The sequence below is a fragment of the Spirosoma utsteinense genome, assembly GCF_014282275.1.
GTDB classification, from domain to species: Bacteria; Bacteroidota; Bacteroidia; order Cytophagales; family Spirosomataceae; genus Spirosoma; species Spirosoma utsteinense.
Genome location: NZ_VFIA01000008.1, coordinates 147160 through 169691, shown reverse-complemented (window position 1 = coordinate 169691; position 22532 = coordinate 147160). Strand labels below are relative to the sequence as shown.

The window sequence follows — 22532 nt, the reverse complement described above, 5'->3', positions numbered from 1 at the left end:
CGTGGTAGCCGTGGCCAGACAATTTTATAGATCCAGTAATGACAACTGAAAAAACATACACCGTACCCACCATGGCCGATATGGCTGCGTCGGGTGAGCAACCCGAAATCCTGTTTTGGGTAGGCTGCGCTGGTTCCTTCGATGACCGTTACAAGCGCGTAACAATCGCTTTTGTCCGGATACTGAACCATGTGGGGATCAAGTTTGCCGTATTGGGGCCGGAAGAAGGCTGCACCGGCGATCCGGCGCGCCGGGCGGGGAACGAGTTTTTGTTCCAGATGCAGGCCATGTCCAACATCCAGTTAATGAATGGCTACAACGTCAAGAAGATCGTGACGGCTTGTCCACACTGCTTCAATACGATCAAAAACGAGTATCCCGAACTGGGTGGCGATTACGAAGTGATTCACCATTCGCAGTTCTTGCAGGGTCTTATCAACGAGGGCCGCATCAAGGTAAAAGACGGTGAGTCGTTCAAGGGCCGTAAGATTACTTTCCACGATTCGTGTTACCTGGGTCGGGCAAACAAAATATACGAAGCCCCCCGGGAGGTACTGGCTGCCCTGGATGCCGATCTCGTTGAGATGAAGCGCGTAAAAGCCAATGGGCTTTGTTGCGGGGCAGGAGGGGGGCAGTACTTCAAAGAGCCTGAACCCGGAAAGAAAGATGTTAACGTAGAGCGCGTTGAAGAAGCGTTGCAGACCGGGGCCGATACCATTGCGGTGTCATGCCCTTTTTGTATGACAATGATGTCTGATGGTGTCAAAAATAAGAACCGGGAAGATTCCGTTCGGGTTTATGATATCTCGGAGCTTATCGCGCAGGGCGAAGGACTTTGACCGAATGAGCAATGATAAACGATGAATGTTGTCACGACTTTTGTCGTTTATCGTTCACAACTTATCCGTAAAACCATGTGGATCGACTTTGACAAATTGCCGGATAATGCCCGTGTTTGGGTATATCAGGCCAACCGGCCACTGCTGGACAGTGACATAAACGCAATCAATGAGGCCCTGCAACCGGCGCTCAGCCAGTGGGCAGCCCACGGCCAGGCCTTGCTGGCGTCGGCAAAGGTCATTGAAAACCGGTTTGTGATCGTGGGCGTCGATGAAGGCTACAATCTGCCAAGCGGTTGTTCCATCGATTCGTCGGTTCGTACGCTGCGCCAGCTTGGCGAGTCGTTGTCCATCGACTTCTTCGACCGCTCGGCAGCAATCATGACGCCGGAGGAGATGGTGCAGACGATTGAATTACCTGTGCTTAAAACGGCTGTTTCAACTGGCATTGTGACACCGGAAACGATGGTTTTCAATACATTGGTAAAGACGAAAGCCGAATTTCTGACGAACTGGCACCTGCGGGCGGGTGATACCTGGCTGAAACGCTACTTCAAAACAACATTGGTTTAAACCCTTGATTTTGGGCGATATACGGGAAAGCCGGTCGATTTCTACCTTGAATGGCAGTTATCGACCGGCTTTAACATGTATGATATATAAAACGTTCACTGCCAAAACGTCATATTTGCCTGATTTTAAACCTTTTTTTTGAACAAAGGATTGGTTTTTGCAGTCAACCTAAAACGCATCCCAGCGATTCGGCGCTACCTACTTCGTTAATTCGTTGGATGCTGCCGATGGTAAACGGCAAATACCTATTACTTTTATGGCGACCATACCCCAAGTTATGTCAGATACGCCAACTCGCGACGACGACCAAACACTGCCTACCGACGGAAGTTCCGTTGAGCAGTCTCCGTCTGATGCCCCCGCCCGCGGTTATACCGATGAGCAGAAGTATCGGATCTTTAACAAGGAGTTCATGCCCCACATTGACTCCATGTACAACTTTGCCTTTCGATTAACGACTGACGAGGACGACGCCAATGATCTCGTTCAGGATACGTATCTAAAGGCTTTCCGGTTTATTTCGTCGTTTGAGCAAGGAACTAACGCAAAAGCGTGGCTGTTTCGAATACTGAAGAACAGCTTCATTAACGATTATCGGAAGAAAAGTAAAGAACCGGCAAAAGTCGACTATCAGGACGTGGAAACGACCTATAATTCGGAAGATGCCGAGACTGAGCATACGGTAGACCTACGGGCTGAGTCCGTTTCTGACCTGATCGGTGACGAAGTAGCAACCGCCTTAAACTCACTACCGGTAGATTTTAGAACAGTTATTATTCTGTGCGACATTGAAGGATTTACCTACGAAGAGATGGCCAAAATCCTGGACATTCCCATCGGAACAGTGCGCTCCCGTTTACACCGTGCTCGGAACCTGTTGAAAGAAAAATTACGCGATTACGCATCTTCAATGGGATATAAAGAAGAAACTGACGAATAAACCGAACTTTTCTACAGCACACTTTGGTTCTGCTTATAACTTAACGGTATTATTATTCTTGGAATAAATAAAACTTTTCCAATGCAAACGTCGTTGCCATCGTCATCTCCCTCTAGCCCGCACCCTGCGATGAAAGAAAATTGCAGTCACCAGGTAGATTGCCTGAAGATGATTCAGCTGATCCTGGACGGGGAGGCCACCGAACAACAACTTGCCAAGTTGCAAATCAATCTTGAAAGTTGTCAACCCTGTATCCGGATGTATCATCTGGAGAAGGAAGTTAAAGAGTTATTGACGAAACGAATGGAGAAACGGTGTTGCCCGGACGAGCTGGTAGCAACAATCAAATCCCGAATTCTAAGTTTTAGTTAACCGCATCAACAACTATAATTGGGGTAACCAAGGAACCGGCACTTGCCGATCCTTAGTTACCCCAATTAGTTTAATAGCCCATCACCAAATCAGGATCTACCTTGGACGGTAAACTTATAATTTTTTCAGCCCCCTCCGGTTCCGGCAAAACCACCATTGTCAAGCATTTACTGGCCGAGAATGCAAATCTCGGCTTTTCTATTTCGGCCTGCACCCGCGACCGCCGGGGCCGAAGCGAACAGAACGGCCAGGATTACTACTTTCTTACGCCCGAAGCATTCAAGCAGAAAATCGATAATAATGAGTTTGTCGAGTGGGAAGAAGTATATGTGGGCGCCTTCTACGGTACGCTCAAAACCGAGATCCAACGGTTATGGGATAATGGGAAACATGTCCTGTTTGACGTAGATGTACAGGGCGGGTTGAAGCTGAAGGACTATTACGGCGACAAAGCGTTAGCCGTTTTTGTGAAAGTGCCCGATGAGGAAACGCTGCGGCAACGCCTGATTGGCCGGGGTTCCGAAACGGAGGAAAGCCTGTCCAAACGCTTATTCAAGGTGCATTTCGAGATGAGCTTTCAGGATCGGTTTGACGTGGTGCTTGTCAATGACGATCTGGAAACGTCGTTGCAGAAAGCCCAGAAACTTGTCGACGATTTTGTGAAAGACGGCGTTGTACCACCTAAAGCCACGGTTATCTAGGCGTCGGTCGTATAGACCTGGCGTTGCCTGTCTCCACTGGTTGGCCAGTTGCCAGATTATGGCAGCGTTGCCTTTTGTTTTGTTAAACCGTTATACCCGTCTGATGCGCATCGGTCTCTTCTTCGGCTCGTTCAATCCCATCCACATCGGTCATTTGATCATTGCCAATACTATGGCAACCTCCGGTGAACTGGATCAGGTATGGTTTGTGGTGTCGCCCCAAAATCCATTCAAGAAGACGAAAAGCCTCCTGCACGAGTTCGATCGGTTCGATATGGTTGAACGGGCCATTGCCGATAATAGTCGGCTGAAAGCGACGAATATTGAGTTCTCGATGCCCAAGCCAAGTTACACGATCGACACGCTGGCCCGGCTGGGTGAAAAATACCCGCAGCATCTGTTCCGGCTTATAATGGGCGAAGACAATCTGACGCAGTTTGCCAATTGGAAAAATCACGAAAAGATCCTGGAATACTATGGGCTGGAGGTTTACCCGCGCCCGAAAGCCGAAGCGAGCCCCTTCAGAACTCACCCAAACGTGCGCCTGGTCGAAGCGCCCCTGCTCGATATATCAGCTACGTTCATCCGTGACTGCATCCGGTCTAACCGGTCCATCCGCTATATGGTGCCGGATGTGGTCGAGGAAATGATCGAACGAAAAAAATTTTACGTGTAACCATGTCACGGAGTACCGTCCTGGAACGTAATTTCGGTAGCCAGGCCGATAGCACTCATGCGGATGGCGACCGACGGGCTATTCGATTTCTCGCTGGGTTTGTCGCAGTGGGTGCCTTTTTCCAGAAAGTAGATATAAAATTTCTGGTTCCGATCGGCAATCTGGTTGATATCGGGCCGACCGAGTAGTTCGCCGATGGTATTGGCTGAATTCCCTTTCAAGTTCTGGATCTCAGCTTTGAAGGCAGGAATAAGGGTAGTCCGAACGCCATTGCAGCCGCCCCGGTCGCCCCGCCATTTTTTCAGGTCGAGTTTACCGAACGTATCAGGTGGCGGGCTGCACGACAGTAGGTTCAGCGTCAAAAGAGACCCTGCTAGCACAACTTGTTTCAGGCAGGCCGTATACTTGCTATAAACCTTCACGCGGTTGGTTTTCATTCTTCGTTATAAAGTACCTGGGTCAGTGTTTGGCCAACGGCTTTGAGCGTAGTTCGGTCGATATAGCTCATGTTATCATCGGCCGTGTGCCAGGCTTCGAAAAAGCCACCTGAGTTGATATTTGTATGAATAATGTCGATCATCGGCACTTTAGCAATCAGATTAGGGGCCAGGTGATCGTCTGTAATAGGACCACCTGGCTGGTCCACGAAGAACTGGCTGTAACCTGCCCGGCTGGCAGTTTGCCAAACGGTGTTGACCACACTGGGCGCTAACTGCTGTGAGTACCCTTCTTTGGCAAATGTTGCTCCTTTAGCACCTACCATGTCCAGTAAAATACCGTAATAAGCCGAATAGCCCGGTTTGTGGGGATTTTTTGACCAGTAGCGTGACCCCAGGCAGAACCCAATAAAGTCAATAGGTTGACCGCCTACGGTAAGACCATCTTTCGTATCCCCCGCTGCCTTTTCGCCATTACCCCAGTCTTCAGCATCGAAAAAAACAAGGTCGATGCCAACCGATGGTTTTTTCTGTGCCTGTTGAATAGTACGAGCTAGTTCGAGAAGAACCCCAACGCCACTAGCACCATCGTTAGCCGCGGTAACTGGTTTTTTCTGATCAGCCTTGTCGGTATCATTATCGGCTACCGGGCGCGAATCCCAGTGCGACGCCAATAATATTCGCTTGGTAGCTTGGGGGTTGATACTGCCGATTATATTGCGGGCGTTCAGTTTTTTGCCATCCCACGTGGTAGCCACAAACGTCTGCTCTGTTACTGTACAGCCGAATTCTTTCAATTTTGCGGCCAAATAATTGCCTGTCTGAACATGGGCGGGCGTGTTGGGAACGCGCGGTCCGAACGCAACCTGCCGGTCAATGAACGCGTAGGCGGAGTCGGCATTGAACGCCGGGGCTGTGACCATGGGCGGCTGGTTGGTTGTTTGGGTCGTGTCGCTCTGGCTCGACTTTTCTTTACAGGAACCAGCGGTCAGGGCCAGCACAATTAAGGAGACGAAATACTTGGTCATTGGGTGATAAGTTGTTGACTTGGTTCGTTTAAGGCCATCACCGCCGGGCGAACCAACTTGTTGACAACCGAATGGAGAGAGCCCCGGTTTTTATTCTTCGTATGCCCAGTCGATCTGGTGCTTCATGTCTTTGATGGCCAGGCCCTGCGCTTTGAAGTAGGAACGGATCTGGTCGACTTTGTCATATTGGCGTTGCTCCTTATACTCGCGATAGAGGGTCAGTAAACCTTCGAGCACAGGCTGGTTGTCGTTACCTTCTTCGGTTAGCCCCAGCACGTCCTGCATGTAGGTAATGAACGAATCTTTCAGCAAAGTAAATACGTCTTCCCCCAGCGACGCAGGCTGGATCTGGTTCAGATACAGCATATTAACGTATTTTAACAGGGTAAACAGCTGAGCGATGCCTACTGCTGTATTCAGGTCGTCGTTCAGCGCTTCGTAAAACTGCTGGACCGCCTTGCGGACGTCTTCCTGCTTACTCGTATCGGCCGTTACAGTCTCGTCGGCCTGGTAGGTCATCTGCTTAATGACCCGGAGTCCGTTAGCCAAACGCCGGTATCCTTTCTGAGCCGCCTTCAGCGCATCGTTGGAAAAATCGAGCGTGCTGCGGTAGTGCGACTGCAACATAAAGAAGCGCACGGTCATGGGGCTGTAGGGCTGCTCCAGCAGGTAGTGGCTACCCGCAAACAGCTCCGACGGCAGGAACGAGTTGCCTAGCGACTTCGACATTTTCTGGCCATTTACGGTCAGCATGTTCGAGTGCATCCAGTACCGGACCGGGTCGTGGCCCGTGAGGCCGTCGCCCTGGGCAATTTCGCATTCGTGGTGCGGAAATTTCAGGTCCATGCCGCCCCCGTGAATATCGAACTGCTTACCCAGGTATTTGGTACTCATGCAGGTACACTCCAAGTGCCAGCCGGGGAAGCCCGGGCTCCAGGGCGAGTTCCAGCGCATGAGGTGTTCGGGGGCGGCCCGTTTCCAGAGCGCAAAATCGAGCGGACTGCGCTTCTCCGACTGGCCGTCGAGGTCCCGGGTTTCGTTCAGCAGATCGTCAAGAATACGGCCCGAGAGTTTGCCGTAGTTGCCTCCCCGTTTGTTATAGGTATCGATATCGAAATAAACAGACCCATTGGATTCATAGGCCAGACCTTTGTCGAGCAGGGTCTGTACCGCTTCGATCTGTTCGACCATATGCCCGGTGGCAGTAGGCTCTATGCTCGGCGGGATGGCGTTGAACTGCGCCATTACGGTGTGGAAATCGTTGGTAAACCGCTGAACAATTTCCATAGGCTCTACTTTTTCGAGTTTGGCCATTCGCCCGATCTTGTCTTCGCCTTCGTCACCGTCACCAACGAGGTGGCCCACATCGGTGAGGTTACGCACGTAGCGGACTTTGTAGCCAATGAACGTCAGATAGCGGTACAGCGTGTCGAAGGTCAGGAACGTACGTACGTTGCCGAGGTGAACGTAGTTATAAACCGTTGGTCCGCATACATACATGCCTACATAGGGCGGGCTGAGCGGTTCGAACAGTTCTTTTTTGCGGGAAAGGGTGTTGTATAACTTAAGCGGTTGTGTCATTACAGGTGGCAGACAAAGCGCCGAACTGAATCGGCAGGAATTCGTGAAATCTACAGGCCGCAAGTTACGGATTGTATGACGGAAAACGGCGATGTTTACCGCAGGCTGGTGTTTGGAGTTTGTACTTTGCCAGCGTTTGGAACGCTGGCAAAGTACAAACTCCAAACGTCAACGGTCAAACACCCCACTGGTTTTGGCTATATTCGCACCCAATTTATGTAATGTCCGGATGCAGGTAGTTGAGGTTGGCACAAACGCCACATATCAGAGCGAATTTATTCAGTTTCCCGTTCGGCTTTACCGGAACGATACGTATTGGATCCGGCCGTTGGATACGGATGTAGAGGAGGTTTTCGACCCGGCCCGTAACAAACGGTTTTCCAACGGGGAATGCGTACAGTATTTATTACTGAACGACAAGAAAGAGACTATCGGGCGGATAGCCGCTTTCGTAGATCGTGAAATTGCTACCCTCGACAACGACCAGCCAACGGGTGGACTGGGCTTTTTCGAGTGTATCGATGATCCGTTAGCCGCTGCCGCCCTCTTCGATGCGGGCAAAGCCTGGCTCCAGAGCCGGGGTATGGAAGCAATGGATGGCCCCGTCAACTTCGGCGACCGCGATCGCTGGTGGGGATTACTGTTCGAAGGTTTCGACCGGGAGCCTAACTATTGTATGCCCTACACGAAGCCATATTACATTCCGCTTTTCGAGAACTACGGCTTTCAGGACTACTTCAAGCAATTTACGTTCGGGATTCCGACCACCTGGGATAAGCTGACCAGTATGTCGCAGACGGTGAAAGACCGGGCGAAGCGCGTGTACGAAAACCCGGAATACAGCTTCCGGACGCTCGATAAGAAACGGCTGCCCGAAGCGGCCCAGGAACTGCGTCATATTTACAATGCGGCCTGGGGTGGACACAGTGGCGTCATGGAAATGTCGGCCGACCAGGCGCAGCTGCTGATGAAAAAGCTCAAACCGGTCATCGACGAAAAGATCATTTACTTTGCCTATCATGGCGAAGAGCCCGTGGCATTCTTCGTTTGCCTGCCTGAGCTGAACCAGGTTTTCAAGCACGTGAACGGCAAGCTCGACCTCGTTGGCAAGCTGAAGTTCCTTTGGCATATGGTGATCCGGAAAACCAACCATAAAGCCTTTGGGGTGGTATTTGGTGTAGCCCCGGCCCATCAGGGTAAAGGGCTGGAAGCCGCTATTGCGCTGCGGATGCCCCACGAAGCGGCCACGAATCCGGCGTTCCAGTATGACGAGCTGGAAATGAACTGGGTGGGCGATTTCAATCCGATCATGGTGCGATTTGTGAGCCAGCTGGGGTCAACCATCGTTAAAACCCACGTTACCTATCGTTATCTATTTGACCGGACGAAGCCGTTCAAGCGCTGCCCGGTCATTGGGCGGAAGAAATAAATGGGTTTGGTGAATAGCCACAGATTAGGTGTGCCAGTCACAAATTTTGCAAACTACAGATTAAGTAGTCACGCAGAGTTAGATCGAGATATTTTTGATGAGTAGTTTGTCATGGCTCCGGCCACCCGGTCCGAGGAACGAGGAATCTTCGGAAATGGCCAGTAAAACCACACTTATCCGAAGATTCCTCGTTCCTCGGAATGACAAATCACCGATTGAAAACAATGTAATTTAATTCTGCTTACTTACTGAAAATGAGCTTATTAACTATTGGTTCCGTGGCGTTCGACGCGCTGGAGACCCCCTTCGGCAAGACCGACAAGATCATTGGCGGTGCCGCCACCTACATTACGCTGTCGGCATCGTATTTCACCGAAGGCAACAACCTGGTAGCCGTTGTGGGCGATGATTTTCCGCAATCGATGATCGATGACCTGAACCAGCACGGCGTCAACACCGAGGGACTGGAGATTCGGCAGGGCGAGAAAACGTTCTTCTGGTCGGGGAAGTACCATAACGATATGAACACCCGCGATACGGTAGAGGTGCAGTTGAATGTGATGGAAAACTTCGACCCGGTCATTCCCGAATCGTACCAGAACTGCCAGTACCTGATGTTGGGAAATACCGCCCCCGCCATTCAGCGGATGGTGATCGAGCGGCTTCACACCCGGCCTAAGCTGATCGTGCTGGATACGATGAACCTCTGGATCGAGATAGCCCGGCCCGATCTGATGGGGCTCCTGCCCCTGGTCGATGTGCTGGTCGTGAATGACGAAGAAGCGCGCCAGCTAACCGGCCAGTATGCGCTGGTAACGGCAGCCGCCAAAATTCGTGAGATGGGGCCCAAAACGGTTATTATCAAGAAGGGCGAGCACGGGGCGCTGCTGTTCCATGAGGGCCAGATTTTCTTTGCCCCGGCGCTGCCCCTGGCCGAAGTATTCGATCCAACTGGTGCGGGCGATACGTTTGCCGGTGGTTTCATCGGACACCTGGCTAAAACCGACGACGTGTCGTTCGAGAATATGAAGCGGGCTATCATTTACGGGTCGGCTATGGCGTCGTTCTGCGTCGAGAAGTTCGGTGCCGAGCGGATCATGAATCTGACAAAGGACGAGATTCAGGCGCGGGTGAGCGAATTCGTGAAACTATCGGCGTTTGGACTGGAATAGATCCAAACGACTCAGAATAAGGGGGTCCGATAAATGAATAATATCTTCATTTATCGGACCCCCTCGTTTTAGCTGACCAGATCGGCTATTCTATCGCTTTCACATTATCACCCGGGTGGCGGTCGATGAGCAGATTGAGTGGATCGATACCGGCGCGGTCGGGTTTCTGATCGACGCGTACGGTAATCTGTTGTTTTGCCCTGGTGATCCGGTGCCGCTGGTAGTACAGCAGTTTATCGGTTCCGGCGCTGTCTTTTGGTTTGGGGGCATAAACCCCTACCCACATCCACTCGTTCAGCGGCCGGGCCTGCTCGTTACCGAGGCTGTCGGCCCGTACCTTCGCGGCCGATACATCGAGCGTTACCACAAACTGCTTACCGGCAGGCTTCACCGTTACTTTTTCGGTCTTTAGTTCGTAGAGCGTAATGGCGTTCACCCAGTCGTCGAGCAGGCCGCGCAGGCTGTCGGGCGTTACGGCCCGGAGTTCGGCGGTCAGGTCACGGGCCGTGGGGTAAATGCCGGTTTTGCTGACCTCTGCCATATTCCATCGGTTACGATAGGTCTGTAACGCCTGGTTAAGCCGGTCTTCGCCAATCTGATCCTGTAGCGCATACAGCACATGCGATCCCTTGTTGTAATGGATATATGACTGGTTTTCGCACATCGTCAGGGGCTGCTCTTTCTTGCTTTCGCCATGTCGGCCACTGAGGTAATAGTCAAGCTCATGCTCCAGGAATTGCTGCATTTTCTCCGGTGTCGACTGGTGTTTCATCACCATCAGTGCGCTGTATTCGGCCAGCGACTCCGAGAGCATGGCGCTTCCCTTCACGTTGGCTTCGGTAACCTGATGGCCCCACCACTGGTGGGCTACCTCGTGCGCTGTTACGAAGAACGGCATGTCGATGTCCTTTTTGTCGTCGATGTCGGCCACGAATCCCATACTCTCGCCAAAGGGAATGGTATTGGCAAAAGACTGGGCATAGCTGCGGTAGCGTGGAAACTCCATGATCCGCAGTTGCCGATGCTGATAGGGGCCGTAGTTGGTCTGGTAGTAGTCCAGCGATGCTTTCATTCCGCGCATCATCCGGTCCAGATTCCGGGCGTGGCCGGGATGGTAGTATATTTCCAGGTTGACGGGATTACCGCCTTTTCCTTTGTATAACTCCTTCCGGACGGCATACCGCGCCGATACAATGGAATAGAAATTGGTGATGGGGGCATCCATCGTGTAGCTGAAATACCGCCGTCCTCCTTTTGTCCACTCCTTTTGTAAATACCCCGGTGCTATGGCAATCTGGTCGGGAGACGTACTAATGGTCGTCGCGAACCGGATCTGGTCGGCATCGTCGCCAAAAACGCCTTCGCGCAGTCCAGTCGGGTCGGTCATGCTCCGCATGCGCTCCTTCGGTTTGAGGCCGTTTTTCTTGCGGGTATCGTCGCTGCCGAGTTCGTATCGGTCGTCGTATCCAATGCCGGGGAAATACTGGTTGGTGAAAAACGTGCCATTCTCAACGATATCGACATTATCATTCCCGTTCCTGAATCCCTTGGTGCGGTAAGCCAGTTTAAAATCGAGTGTCAGGCTGTCGCCGGGCATTAGTGGCTTGTCGAGGTGGAACATCCGGTAGTCGAAGTCGTTGGCGTAACGGTCATCGAGCCGGTTGGGCATCGACAGCGTCAGCTGCTTCACCTGCATCTCATCGGCCCCGTAGGTTTGCAGGTGAATCTGGCGAATGGGCTGCGTCGTTTTGTTCTTCATCACATAGCGGCCCGTTGCGGTGAAGTCGCGCGTTTCGGGGAATATGTCGACCTGAACCCGCACGTCGGTGATACGGGGTTGAGGCAGGGCCGCGTATTTTTTCAGCGTCTTCTCATACGTTGCACTTTCGGCTTCGCTCTCTTTGCTGTTCTGATACCGGTTTTCAATATTGGTGTTGTAATAGATATACGACCCACTCGACACGAATACGATCAATGCCGCCAGCCCGAACGTGAGAATGGGCCGCGTTAGCTGGTGCCGTCCGATACGCAGCCGCAGCTTGAACAGCTCCTCCGATCCCCGCACCGACAGTACGACCGCAGCCGCAAACAACAGCACCGCAAAGGCCAGCCAGTACAGGTTCATCCAGGAGAAGGGCGAAACGTAGTGCCCGAAGCCGTTCATTTCGGAATACGTCCCAAGCGACGCGGAGTTGAACTGCAACAACCGATGTTCTACACCCAGGTAAGCCAGCACACCCGTTGCCACAAAGAACAGGATCATGAGCCCATGACCGGCAAACTTGTTGTTCACCATAACGTGGATGAAAAAGCCCAGCAGCATATAAATCAGCAGCCCCATCAGGGTTTCGCCGTAAAGGCTCGTGGCGTAGACCCGCCAGTCGATGAGCGACGCGCCACCCCGAAAAGTCTGGATGAGCGCTCCCAGTCCTATAGCTACCGTGAGCATGGCCCCAAAAGCCAGTCCCAGGCCAAGGTATTTACTCAGCAAGGGCACCCAGTTCGGTACCGGGAGGGCATCTTCAATGAGATTGATACGCACGTCGCGCTCCTTCCAGACCAGGTCCCCTACATACAGGACCATCAGAATGAACAGGAACAGTCCCGTGAAAAGGCTCATCTTGCTGAGCATGACGTAGGTCGTTGGCAGGGTCCGGGAGCCGTACCAGCCACCCGCATTGTCGATGGCCGAGAACAGAAACATACCCAGCCCGCCAATACTGAGGGCCAGAAACGGCAGATCGTTCATTACAACCTTCGCGTAAAACACGGTCAGTCGGCCCATATCGCCTACCCAGGTCCAGCCGCCATAACTGCGCTTAACACGCGGAAGGTGCAGCGCCTGACCGGGACGAAGGTTCACCAGCTCCCGTTCGGCCTGTTTTGCGGTCTTCTTCCGGCCGTATGAGCCGGGGGCCTGCTGGTAGGAGAAGAAAACATAGGTAGCGGCCATTGCCAGTGCTGCCACGCCCAGCCAGAGCAGCCGGTTCCAGAGGAATAGGCCAGCCAGGGGGAGCAGTGCCTGGTTTTGTTGCGCAATAGACCAGTACTGCGTAATGTAGCCCATGGCCCGCATACCGAATGGGTCGAGCAGTGCGGCCGTTTCGCGCCGGTCGATCTGGCTCAGGAGTGAACCGGAAATCAGGTAGAGCATCAGTAAAATCATGCCCTGCGTGAACACGACCAGCATTTTTCGGCTCAGCGCGCCAACGGTAAAGAAAATGCTGCCAACGATGAGTGCGTTCGGGATAATAGTGACCAGATAAGGTTGCCAGTAAGTAGATAGCCGGAATGGCAACAGCCGGTCGGCGTCGCGCCAGGGGGCAGCCTCACCCATCATCAGCCCCAACGGTATGGCCGTCAGGGTGAGCAGCAGCAGCAGCATGGCGCCCAGGTAACGGCCTGTGAGGTACTCCCACCGCTGGATGGGCTTGGTAAAGAACAGGGCATCGGTACGGTGTTCAAAGTCGCGCACGACAGCCACACCCATAATGGCCGAACTGATCAGAACGCCCATCATCAGAAACAGTATCAAGCTGATTCGGCTGATAACAACGGTTGCATTGTCTTTGATAGCCCCGCCTGTCAGCCCCTTAAGCATGTCTGTTGTGACGAGGGCAAAGCTCATACCCAGCAGCAGGACAAAGAAAATATAGGTTGCCGGACGGTTCCGGCGATACCGGAACTCGAATCGAAAAATGGATAACCAGTTCATAGATACATCGATTGTGATGCCGGATTCGTTAGCCGACATCAGTTACGGACACAGGATTCTTGGCGTGTGGTGGAGGTAGCACCGACGCGCTGGTGATCGTGGTAACGCGTTTTGGCGCTGGTGATCTCCGAGAAGTAGACTTCTTCCAGACCTGCTTCTACCGGCACGAAACCCGGTGCCGGACTCGACGTGCCGTAGGCGTAGACGACGGGCTCTCCGGCTACCATCCGCTCGTTGATAATGACGTGCGACTGGTGCATCGACTCCACATCGGCGGCTCTTACCCGTTTTTTCCAGATCTGCCCTTTCAGCATTTCGATCGCATCGAGTGGGTGGCCTGTCAGCAGCACTTCACCCTTGTTGATGATGGCCATCTGCCGGCATAGTTCCTGTACGTCTTCGACAATGTGTGTCGACAGGATTACGATGGCTTCTTCGCCCAGTCCCGCCAGCAGATTCAGGAAGCGGTTCCGTTCGGCGGGGTCCAGCCCGGATGTTGGTTCGTCGACAATGATCAGCTTGGGATTACCCAGCAACGCCTGTGCAATGCCGAACCGCTGGCGCATGCCTCCCGAAAAGCCACTCAGGTTCTTTTTGCGGACGTCCCAGAGATTGGTACGATGGAGCAGCGTTTCAACACTTTCCTTCCGCTCGGCGCGGTTGTGGATGCCTTTGAGAACGGCCAGGTGATCGAGCAGCGTGATGGCGTCGATACGCGGGTAAACGCCGAAGTCCTGGGGTAAGTAACCCAGCAGTTTACGCAGATCGTCGGGTTGACGAATGGCGTCAATGTCTCGCTTGCCAATAGTCTGAAGAACAATACGTCCTGCATCGGGCGACTGGAGCGTAGCAATCGTGCGCATGAGCGACGATTTGCCTGCGCCATTCGGGCCCAGTAAACCAAATAAGCCTGGCTCAATGGTTAATGATACGCCGTTGAGGGCTTTGACCCCGTTGCTGTAGGTCTTCGTTAGGTTTTCGATCAGCAGATTCATGAGCTAAGTGGGTAAGAGGGTAAATGACTTCTGTTTAGGTAAATAAACAGGTCGGGCGGGGCGGTCTGGAAAGCCTTCCGGCTACTGCGGTTGCTGACGAACGGCTATAATGAGCAGATCCTGCATAGTAAGGCTGATCAGATCCATCAAACTGATGTTGTAGAGTGACGAAATCTGCTGAAGTACCGTCAGCGATAGTTCGGTGCGGCCTGTTTCTTTCTTGCTGTAGGCTGCCTGACTAACGCCTAACTGGAAGGCAACATATTCCTGAGGGTATCCGTGAATTTCGCGGAGCTTACGGAGTTTAGTAGCAATCGGGTTCATGGTTAAAGCTTATTTGAGGTCTACCTGTGTTAAATGACTGGATCAAAACAACCACTGTGGACGAGGTAAATAAACTTTTTTCGACCAATACCGCCACTTCTTCGACTAATGCGGCACTAAAACGGGTAAATGAATATATTGCATTCCTATGAACGAAACGCTTACCTGTTATCTGGTAGATGACGAACCGCCTGCGCATCACATCATGTCGAAGTACATTGAGCGTGTTCCGTATCTACAGCTGCTGGGGCAGAGCCTCGACCCCTTCGAGGGGCTGGAACGTGTTCAGCAGCTCAACCCCGATATCCTGTTTCTGGACGTAGAGATGCCCTACATGACGGGTGTGGAGTTTCTGAAGTCGCTGCCACTGCCGCATCCAATGGTCATCATGGTAACGGCTTCGCCCCAGTTTGCTGCCGACACCTACCAGTTCGAGTCGGTGACGCACTACCTGCTTAAACCCGCCGGTTTCGATAAATTTCTGGACGCCATCAACCGCGTCACCCGGCGGCTTGGCTTTGAGCCAGACCCCAGCGCGCCCACGCCCACGCGCCCGCCGGCCCGCAACCAGACACAGGCCCCGGCCGACCCCCGCGAGCGGATACCGTATTTTCTGATCAAAGAAGATAAAAAACTAGTGCGGGTGGCACCCGAGGAGATCGTCTTTGCCGAAGGGATGAAAGACTACCTCAAGATACACCTGATCACCCGAACGATTGTGACCCACATGACCATGAGCCGGCTGGAGGAGATGCTGCCTCCGTCGCAGTTTCTGCGCGTCAACCGGTCGTTCATCGTTCGGCGACAGTCGATCAAAGAAATTGACGGAAACCAGATCACCACCCTCGACGGCAAAAAAGTGACCATCGGCGTCACCTACCGGGAAGCGGTAATGAACGAGTTGAAGAAGAATATGATGTGAGGGCGTGGCCAAATGGCCACCGATGGGCAGGTGGTCATGCTTATAGGGTACAAGCAGCGCTGGTCGACAAGTTAGCCGGGACGCCCCCTGTCAAAAGAGTACTTAATCCACAGGCATTGTCCTCTCCATGGTATGAGTCAGGTTCACATTAAATCAGAAGAGCCGGTAATCAGACGCCCACTAGCCGAAAGCTGGATACAGGATACGCACCAGCAGGTGATAGTCCAGGTTTTGCTGTGGGGGGTGTTCGGGCTGTTTATCCGGCACGTTTATCTTGGGAAGTTTTATCAGGCGAATGACTTTACGCTAAACTGGCTCTCGCTCGGGGTGGTCTTACAAACGGCAGCCCTCTACTATGTATTCAGTAATTACATCTTCCCCCGTACGATCTATGTCAAAAAGATAGGGACGTTCGGGCTATGGTTTGCCATCAGCCACTTGGTTTTGTATGAAGTAAATTATATCCAGTTCAACATCTTGCAGCGCTTAACAACGGTTGTAAGGCTGGAAAGAGATTGGGGTATCTTTCGCGAAGCCGGCCTGCTGGGGTTTGTAACCGACTGGTCGGCGGCCTTTTATAGCTTTTTCTGGAGTTTCCCGTTTGCCATTATGATCCTGATCGTACGGGCATTTGGCGATATCATAAAGCTAAGGCTGGAGAATTATAAACTCGAAAAAGATAAACTCTCCCTGGAACTCGATTTTTTAAAAGCACAGGTCAATCCGCACTTTCTGTTCAACACGCTCAACAGCGTTTACGCCCGTGTTTTCGATTCTGATGAGCAGGCGGCTGATCTGATCCTGCGCCTGTCGGAGCTGATGCGCTACAACCTGTACGAAACGGACGTTGACAAAATAGCGCTCGACAAGGAACTGGCTTACATCCAGAACTACCTCAATCTGGAGCGTAACCGGTTGTCGGATCAGTATGTGGTTATAGAATATGAGCAAAGTGGTCGTCCGGAGGCTTACCAGATCACACCCCTGCTTTTGATTGCCTTCGTCGAAAACGCCTTCAAACACGGGGTGAAAGGGGCCAGCGAACCCGCCTATGTGCAGGTTAGCGCTACCCTCGCCAACGACCAGTTTGTCTTTCGGGTCGAGAACAGCATCCCGATTAAACGGCATGTGCCGGTTGTCGAACTGCCGCAGGATTCAGCCAAAAAGTCGGGGGGCGTAGGCCTGGATAATGTAAGCCGTCGGCTGAATGCGTTCTATGAAAACCGCCATACGCTGGCCGTAACAGCGACTGAAGATACGTATGTTGTGGCGCTGACGATACAACTGAATGCGCTCAATAAGGAAATCAACGCCGGTACGAAATCTCATTAGTCGATCAATTTCCCTCATTGGTCGAAATACGACTTCAATTAGTCTAAAGTAATTGATGAGGCTACTCTGACAGACTACTTTTGAATCACCGGGACAGACAAACTGATCTCTTTCTTAACCAAACAAATCAAACACAGTATAACCGACCAACTCATGAAAAACCAAACAACTACTGCCGCTCCCCGTCTGACCTTGAAAAAACAACGTATCGTTTGCCTGACGTCTTCGCTGACCACCAAAAACGGTGGTAAAACCTCCTCTATCCTGACCGGCATTACCTTTTAACCAACACCACAACCATTGCGAACCTATCTCACCCTAAATTTCTCGAGGGCGAGCCAGAACCAACTAGCTCATTACCTCCAACGCACCGGCTGGCTCCAGTTTGGCCAGACCGGGGCGTTTACGGAGGAGATGTTTGCCTGTATACAAACGGACGATTGTGGGTTGGTATTCCTTCGGCTGGCTGGTCCCGACGATGAAATTCCCGAACCATTTCTGCTGGCTCTGCGGCACCACCCGGCCGTAATTATCACCTCGCCCTATCCCCGCCATGTGTTCGGTCATCTGAACCTCGATCCGCTGGATTTCCTGACGGAGCCTTACTCGTTCGAACGCTTTGCCGAGAGCATGGATCGGTATGTCGCTCTGTTTGGATAAGTATGTATTTACATATATTGACTATACATTAGTTGTTATTATCCTGAGTTAACAATAATTTATTTTTCTAATTGGTCGAAAATGTAACTAACCGGTTGGTGCATCGGCAAATACGTAGTACTTTAGTAGTCCTCCGACAACGAAAGTGCTCTCCGTATGATTCAGGTAAAAGACTTTTTCGTTATACGCCAACCTACGTATCCAATTGACAGGTTAATCCAGTTTTACAGTCAACTTAATACCCAACCGCTCAACGATCTTCTCCGGCAGCATTATCAGGACCCGCTGGCGCAGGAGGCTATTTTCGCGGCATCGCCCACCTTATACGAGCGTTTCCAGCGGTGGTTGTCGGGCGAAACACTTCCTGAACAGGAAAAGCTGCTTGTAACCCTTCACAAATATTTCATCCGGATGTGCAGCCGCCCCACGCCTTATGGCCTGTTTGCGGGTTGCACGATGGGTACCTTCGGCGAACAATCCCAGCTTCGGGGCGGCACGGCCGATACACTTCGTACCCATACCCGCGTCGATATGGACTGCCTGCTGGCTATCTGTGCCTGGCTCACCAGCCAGCCAGCCGTTCGAACGCAGGTAAAACTCTTTCCCAATTCGTCGCTTTATCCCGTTGGATCATCGCTGCGCTATGTCGAACAGCAGCGTGACAATGAAAAGCGCAACTACTTCATCAGCGCCGTTGAAGCCGACCGGTACCTGACGGTTGTGCTCAAAGCTGCCCGCGACGGCGCTACCATCAACGAATTGACCGCGCTGCTCATTGATTTACAGGCCGCGCCAGACGAGGCCGACGAATTTGTTGAGCAGCTCATCGACGGGCAACTGCTGCTGTTCGAGATCGAGCCAACCGTTACGGGACTAAACTACCTGAACCGGCTGACAGAGCGGATTGCCACACTCGCAAACACCGACGCCATCGTTGCCGATCTCCGGCAGTTACAGGCCAATCTACAACAGCCCAACCGGCTGGACGCCTACGCCCAAACCCGGCAGTGGTTCCTGGACCGTGCCATCACCCCACCGGCGGCCGACATCGTGCAGGTCGATACCTATTTCGATAACCCGGCCCTGCAACTGAGCGACCGGGCTATGCAGCTGCTACAACGTGACCTGGAGAAGCTGATGGTGCTCAATCAGACGCATGTATGCCCTGATATGGACGAGTTCAAACGCCGGTTCTACATGCGGTACGAAGACGAGGAGATCCCGCTGGCACTCGCGCTCGATCAGGAGTTCGGTATCGGATACGGCTCCGGTTCGACACTGGGTGTGGGGTATGCGCCCCTGATCGACGACCTCTCGTTCGTAACAGCCGCTACTGCCTCAGTAACGACCTGGGACTGGTGGCAGACTTTCGTGATGAATAAATATGCGGGAGCGCTGCGTATGAGCCGGACGGCCGATGCCGCAGGCGAAATTGTCCTGACCGACGACGACTTGGCTTATATTGGCAGCAAACAAGCGGTTTCGACCTCAATTCCCGACAGTTTCTATGTCTTCGGAACGGTGCTGTCCCGTTCGGTCAAGGGGCTGGACGAAGGTGACTTCCGGTTCAATCTGCTGGCCTGCAAAGGACCGTCGGCCGTCAATCTGATGAGCCGCTTTGGGGAGGGCGACCCGGCGCTGGCCCAGCGTATTCGCGCTTGTGCGGCAGCCGAAGAAGTGCATCACCCCGACGTGATCATTGCCGAGATCGTTCACCTGCCCGAAAACCGCGTTGGTAACATCCTGACCCGGCCAACCATCCATCCCTACGAAATTCCTTATATGGGCCAATCGTCGGTTTCGCCGGAATTTCAGATTGCGTTGTCCGATCTGATGGTGTCGGTCAGAAACGACCAGGTCGTACTGCGTTCGAAGCGGCTGAACCAGCGTGTGATCCCGCGGTTGACCAACGCCCATAACTTTACGCAGGGCCTGCCTATCTATCGGTTCCTGTGTGACCTTCAGGCCCAGGATGCCCACCTCAACGTCGTCTGGAACTGGAGCGTACTACAAACCCAGACCTACCTGCCCCGAGTTCGTTACAACCGGGTCATCCTTAGCCGCGCTACCTGGCAATTACAGCCGCGCGATCTCACCCCCGACAACCCGTTGCGGCTGGTCGCTCAGTTGACCGCTGCGGGGCTGCCCGACCAGTTTATGCTGGCGCAGGGCGATAACGAACTGTTCATTGCCATGCACGTCCCCGAATCGCTGGCGTTATTATCGGCCGAGATTCGGCGTCTGGCAGGCGCATCGTCGTCAGGTAAACCCGGCACGATCCGGCTGGTCGAGTTCCTGGCCCAGCCCGACCAGTGTCCGCTGGCCAGCAAGCGCAGCCACTTCACCCACGAACTTATCATTCCGTTTGGCCATAAAAGCGCGCATGTGCTACCGGGGCTAAGCCAGTCGAACACGCATTTGCCCCAGCGAAAGTTTTCGGTCGGCAGCGAGTGGTTTTACCTGAAAGTGTATACGGGCGAGAAAACATCCGATGCGCTGCTGCTCAAAACGATCTACCCGGTGGTGCAGCAACTGCTGAAAACCCATATGATTCAGGCGTTTTTCTTTATCCGCTACAAAGATACCGACCCGCATCTGCGGCTCCGGTTTCGGGGAAATCCGCACCTGGAGTTCTACCACCATGTGGTGCGGGCCATAGAAAAGGCGCTCCACGAGTCGGTAGAAGCAGGAGTCGTACACCGGGTCCAGGTAGATACATACCAGCGTGAATTTGAGCGCTACGGCATGGAACACATTGGTTTGTGTGAAACGCTGTTCCATTACGACAGCCTGTCGACGCTGGATTTTCTGGCCCGTACGGGCGATGAGTTCGACGAGAATCTGCGCTTTGCGTTCGCCATTCGCAAGATCGACCGGCTCCTGACAGGCACGGGCTTACCGGCCAGCGCCCGCCGAACGATCCTGGAAACGATGAAAGAAAGCTTTTTTCAGGAGTTCGGGGGTGATTTGGCCCTGCGTCATCAACTCAACGAAAAGTACCGCACATACCGGACATTGATGAACCAGGCATTGGCCGCAGATTTTCCGATTGCCGACAGGCCCGATGTCTGGGACAGCGCGCAGGACGACCTTCTCCAGAAATTGGCCGCTGCCTTTAATGGCTCCGGCTTGTTAAAGGGTATCATCAGCAGTCTGATCCACATGATCGTGAACCGGCTGTTCCCCTCCAAGCAACGGGCCTACGAACTGGTCCTGTACCACTGCCTGGCCAAGCACTACGATTCTGTTCAGGCGCGGGAACGAAGTGGTATAGTGCCTGAGTAGCAGCCTATATCAGCAAGATATACCAGCAGGGTTGATGGAAAAGACTGGTCTTTTTCGTCAACCCTGCTGGTTGTTTCGGCCTGTATAACGGGTCCGACTAATCTAGTCCGGATGAGATTATGATACAACGTCCGGTTATTGAAATCAGACAATCCGACGTCCACCTTTGACTCAACAAAACAGGCACCGCAGCAACGGATCGCTCGGTTAAAGCAACATAAACACAAACAGATAAATGTCATCTTAAACATACGAACCAATGAAAACGCGCAACAACCGTAATGGCCAATCGGCTGATTTTACTTTCGACGTATGGGTTAATAACCAGCTCGACTTTATGTCTCACATCGACGACCACGACGATATTAGTTCGTTCGATGACAACTGGATCGTATCGGCTGGCGACCTCTTTGGTCATATGGATATACCGCTCGATGAGCCGGTTAATTATCACGATGAAGCGGCCTGAACGAATGTTATTGCTATAACCAAAATGACTAAAGTAAAACAAAAGGTTTTTGATTAACAGTGAATTGGCCTACACCTTTGTACCATACTTTATAACAACGGCCGGTACGATAGCCAGCCGGATTCAATCTAAAAATAAATCAACTAAATCATGAAAGCCAAGACAATCAAACAGGATGCGTGTTCGTCATTAACAGCGGCTGAACTACAGCAGATTCAAGGTGGCGGAAAAGGATTTATCAGCATGATTCCTGGCATGTTTCCTCCAGGGATAATCGTCACGCCTTTCCCCCCTATTTGCGGTACGTCGCCTATTATTGAACCAGACGGCGGTATAATTTTCTATTAATAGAGAAAAAGAAGGAATAAATATAGCACTCATTCTGTTGTAGAATAGCTAGTAGTAGATTATCAAAAATAGCCATTAGCGAATAAACCTTTGTGCCGGAGGCCGGAATCAATAATAGGTTTATATATAAATGGCCCCCCGGTAAATTATAAGCAAAAACAGGAATAGGGTTAAGCGGTACTGAAATCCCCTGTACCCATGGTGTGGGGGAATTTTACCGGGTTTCTTACTTAATTTCTGGGCACTTGATTCAATCGAATAAACTATAACCAACCGGAATAGAATACAACGGGGAGTTATTGAAAAAAAGAATCAAGCGGCAGACCTTTGTAACACCCGATCAGGTAACGAACGGACGATCAATTGCCTGACTAAAAAGCTACTATCAGGAATAGAAAATATCGATAGGGTGCTATACTGATTCATAAGAATAGATACTAAGAACTCACTAACTATAATGAACACAAAACAACTTCTGTTTGCGGCTGGCCTGGTGATCCTGGCGAGCGCCTGCCAGGAAAACGATCCGGTAAGGCCATCGTATGTAGTGCCTGCCACAACCACCCCGACACCGTTGGCCAATGAAGTCGATCGCGATTCGGCCTACACAACCAAAGGAAAAGGTGATTTGGATGAGGTTACGCCATCGGCGAAAACGACCAGGAAAGATGTGATGCCGATCTATGTACAGGGAATGTAATCGCTTACAACCCATTTTCCTGCAAACATTTATT

The 22532-nt window shown here is 52.2% G+C and carries 21 protein-coding genes; 15 read left to right on the top strand and 6 right to left on the bottom strand.

The window, feature by feature from the left end; all coding sequences use genetic code 11:
• Positions 1–38 precede the first annotated feature (38 nt).
• The 5 genes from FH603_RS08605 to nadD all read left to right on the top strand — a co-directional run bounded on the left by FH603_RS08605 (position 39) and on the right by nadD (position 4101).
• On the top strand, positions 39–839 hold the full coding sequence (locus tag FH603_RS08605) for a (Fe-S)-binding protein (RefSeq protein ID WP_186737058.1): 801 nt from the start codon (positions 39–41) through the stop codon (positions 837–839).
• A 75-nt stretch (positions 840–914) separates the two neighbouring features.
• Positions 915–1412 carry a hypothetical protein gene (locus tag FH603_RS08600; protein ID WP_186737057.1) on the top strand — a complete coding sequence of 166 codons (498 nt, stop codon included), beginning with the start codon at positions 915–917 and terminating at the stop codon, positions 1410–1412.
• Positions 1413–1689: 277 nt separating this feature from the next.
• Complete coding sequence (locus FH603_RS08595; protein ID WP_244967997.1) at positions 1690–2352, top strand: sigma-70 family RNA polymerase sigma factor; 663 nt, start codon at positions 1690–1692, stop codon at positions 2350–2352.
• Between the two features lie 473 nt (positions 2353–2825).
• Positions 2826–3425: a guanylate kinase gene (gene gmk, locus FH603_RS08590; protein WP_186737055.1), complete on the top strand. Its 600-nt coding sequence runs from the start codon at positions 2826–2828 to the stop codon at positions 3423–3425.
• Positions 3426–3528: 103 nt separating this feature from the next.
• Positions 3529–4101, top strand: coding sequence for a nicotinate (nicotinamide) nucleotide adenylyltransferase (nadD, locus tag FH603_RS08585; protein ID WP_186737054.1), 573 nt, complete (start codon positions 3529–3531; stop codon positions 4099–4101).
• A 5-nt stretch (positions 4102–4106) separates the two neighbouring features.
• On the opposite strand, the gene FH603_RS08580 is transcribed toward nadD, so the two are convergent.
• The 3 genes from FH603_RS08580 to cysS all read right to left on the bottom strand — a co-directional run bounded on the left by FH603_RS08580 (position 4107) and on the right by cysS (position 7147).
• Positions 4107–4538: a hypothetical protein gene (locus tag FH603_RS08580; RefSeq protein WP_235985533.1), complete on the bottom strand. Its 432-nt coding sequence runs from the start codon at positions 4536–4538 to the stop codon at positions 4107–4109.
• A complete protein-coding gene (locus tag FH603_RS08575; RefSeq protein ID WP_186737053.1) occupies positions 4535–5566 on the bottom strand; it encodes a M28 family peptidase in 1032 nt (343 codons plus the stop codon). The genes FH603_RS08580 and FH603_RS08575 overlap by 4 nt, the downstream gene beginning before the upstream one ends.
• A gap of 90 nt (positions 5567–5656) precedes the next feature.
• Positions 5657–7147, bottom strand: coding sequence for a cysteine--tRNA ligase (gene cysS / locus FH603_RS08570; RefSeq protein ID WP_186737052.1), 1491 nt, complete (start codon positions 7145–7147; stop codon positions 5657–5659).
• A gap of 229 nt (positions 7148–7376) precedes the next feature.
• Between cysS and FH603_RS08565 the strand changes: the two genes are divergently transcribed.
• Positions 7377–8576, top strand: a complete 1200-nt coding sequence (locus FH603_RS08565) for a hypothetical protein (protein ID WP_186737094.1) — start codon at positions 7377–7379, stop codon at positions 8574–8576.
• 254 nt (positions 8577–8830) lie between these two features.
• The gene (locus tag FH603_RS08560) at positions 8831–9748 is read left to right on the top strand and encodes a PfkB family carbohydrate kinase (RefSeq protein ID WP_186737051.1); all 918 of its coding nucleotides are present in this window, start codon (positions 8831–8833) and stop codon (positions 9746–9748) included.
• Positions 9749–9833: 85 nt separating this feature from the next.
• Here the strand turns inward: FH603_RS08560 and FH603_RS08555 are convergent, their stop codons facing one another.
• The 3 genes from FH603_RS08555 to FH603_RS08545 all read right to left on the bottom strand — a co-directional run bounded on the left by FH603_RS08555 (position 9834) and on the right by FH603_RS08545 (position 14782).
• Positions 9834–13463 carry an ABC transporter permease/M1 family aminopeptidase gene (locus FH603_RS08555; protein ID WP_186737050.1) on the bottom strand — a complete coding sequence of 1210 codons (3630 nt, stop codon included), beginning with the start codon at positions 13461–13463 and terminating at the stop codon, positions 9834–9836.
• A 38-nt stretch (positions 13464–13501) separates the two neighbouring features.
• Complete coding sequence (locus tag FH603_RS08550) at positions 13502–14458, bottom strand: ABC transporter ATP-binding protein (RefSeq protein ID WP_186737049.1); 957 nt, start codon at positions 14456–14458, stop codon at positions 13502–13504.
• Between the two features lie 81 nt (positions 14459–14539).
• Complete coding sequence (locus FH603_RS08545; RefSeq protein WP_186737048.1) at positions 14540–14782, bottom strand: helix-turn-helix domain-containing protein; 243 nt, start codon at positions 14780–14782, stop codon at positions 14540–14542.
• 148 nt (positions 14783–14930) lie between these two features.
• Here FH603_RS08545 and FH603_RS08540 point away from each other — a divergent pair, with 148 nt between their 5' ends.
• The 8 genes from FH603_RS08540 (at position 14931) to FH603_RS08510 (ending at position 22498) form a co-directional block, all read left to right on the top strand.
• Complete coding sequence (locus tag FH603_RS08540; protein WP_186737047.1) at positions 14931–15704, top strand: LytR/AlgR family response regulator transcription factor; 774 nt, start codon at positions 14931–14933, stop codon at positions 15702–15704.
• A gap of 132 nt (positions 15705–15836) precedes the next feature.
• On the top strand, positions 15837–17036 hold the full coding sequence (locus tag FH603_RS08535; RefSeq protein ID WP_186737046.1) for a sensor histidine kinase: 1200 nt from the start codon (positions 15837–15839) through the stop codon (positions 17034–17036).
• Between the two features lie 153 nt (positions 17037–17189).
• Positions 17190–17321 carry a hypothetical protein gene (locus tag FH603_RS28930; protein WP_262891302.1) on the top strand — a complete coding sequence of 44 codons (132 nt, stop codon included), beginning with the start codon at positions 17190–17192 and terminating at the stop codon, positions 17319–17321.
• A 15-nt stretch (positions 17322–17336) separates the two neighbouring features.
• Positions 17337–17696: a hypothetical protein gene (locus FH603_RS08530; RefSeq protein WP_186737045.1), complete on the top strand. Its 360-nt coding sequence runs from the start codon at positions 17337–17339 to the stop codon at positions 17694–17696.
• A 156-nt stretch (positions 17697–17852) separates the two neighbouring features.
• Complete coding sequence (locus tag FH603_RS08525) at positions 17853–20981, top strand: lantibiotic dehydratase (RefSeq protein ID WP_186737044.1); 3129 nt, start codon at positions 17853–17855, stop codon at positions 20979–20981.
• Positions 20982–21240: 259 nt separating this feature from the next.
• A complete protein-coding gene (locus FH603_RS08520) occupies positions 21241–21450 on the top strand; it encodes a hypothetical protein (protein WP_186737043.1) in 210 nt (69 codons plus the stop codon).
• 150 nt (positions 21451–21600) lie between these two features.
• On the top strand, positions 21601–21798 hold the full coding sequence (locus tag FH603_RS08515) for a hypothetical protein (protein ID WP_186737042.1): 198 nt from the start codon (positions 21601–21603) through the stop codon (positions 21796–21798).
• A gap of 457 nt (positions 21799–22255) precedes the next feature.
• A complete protein-coding gene (locus tag FH603_RS08510; RefSeq protein WP_186737041.1) occupies positions 22256–22498 on the top strand; it encodes a hypothetical protein in 243 nt (80 codons plus the stop codon).
• Positions 22499–22532: the final 34 nt, after the last annotated feature.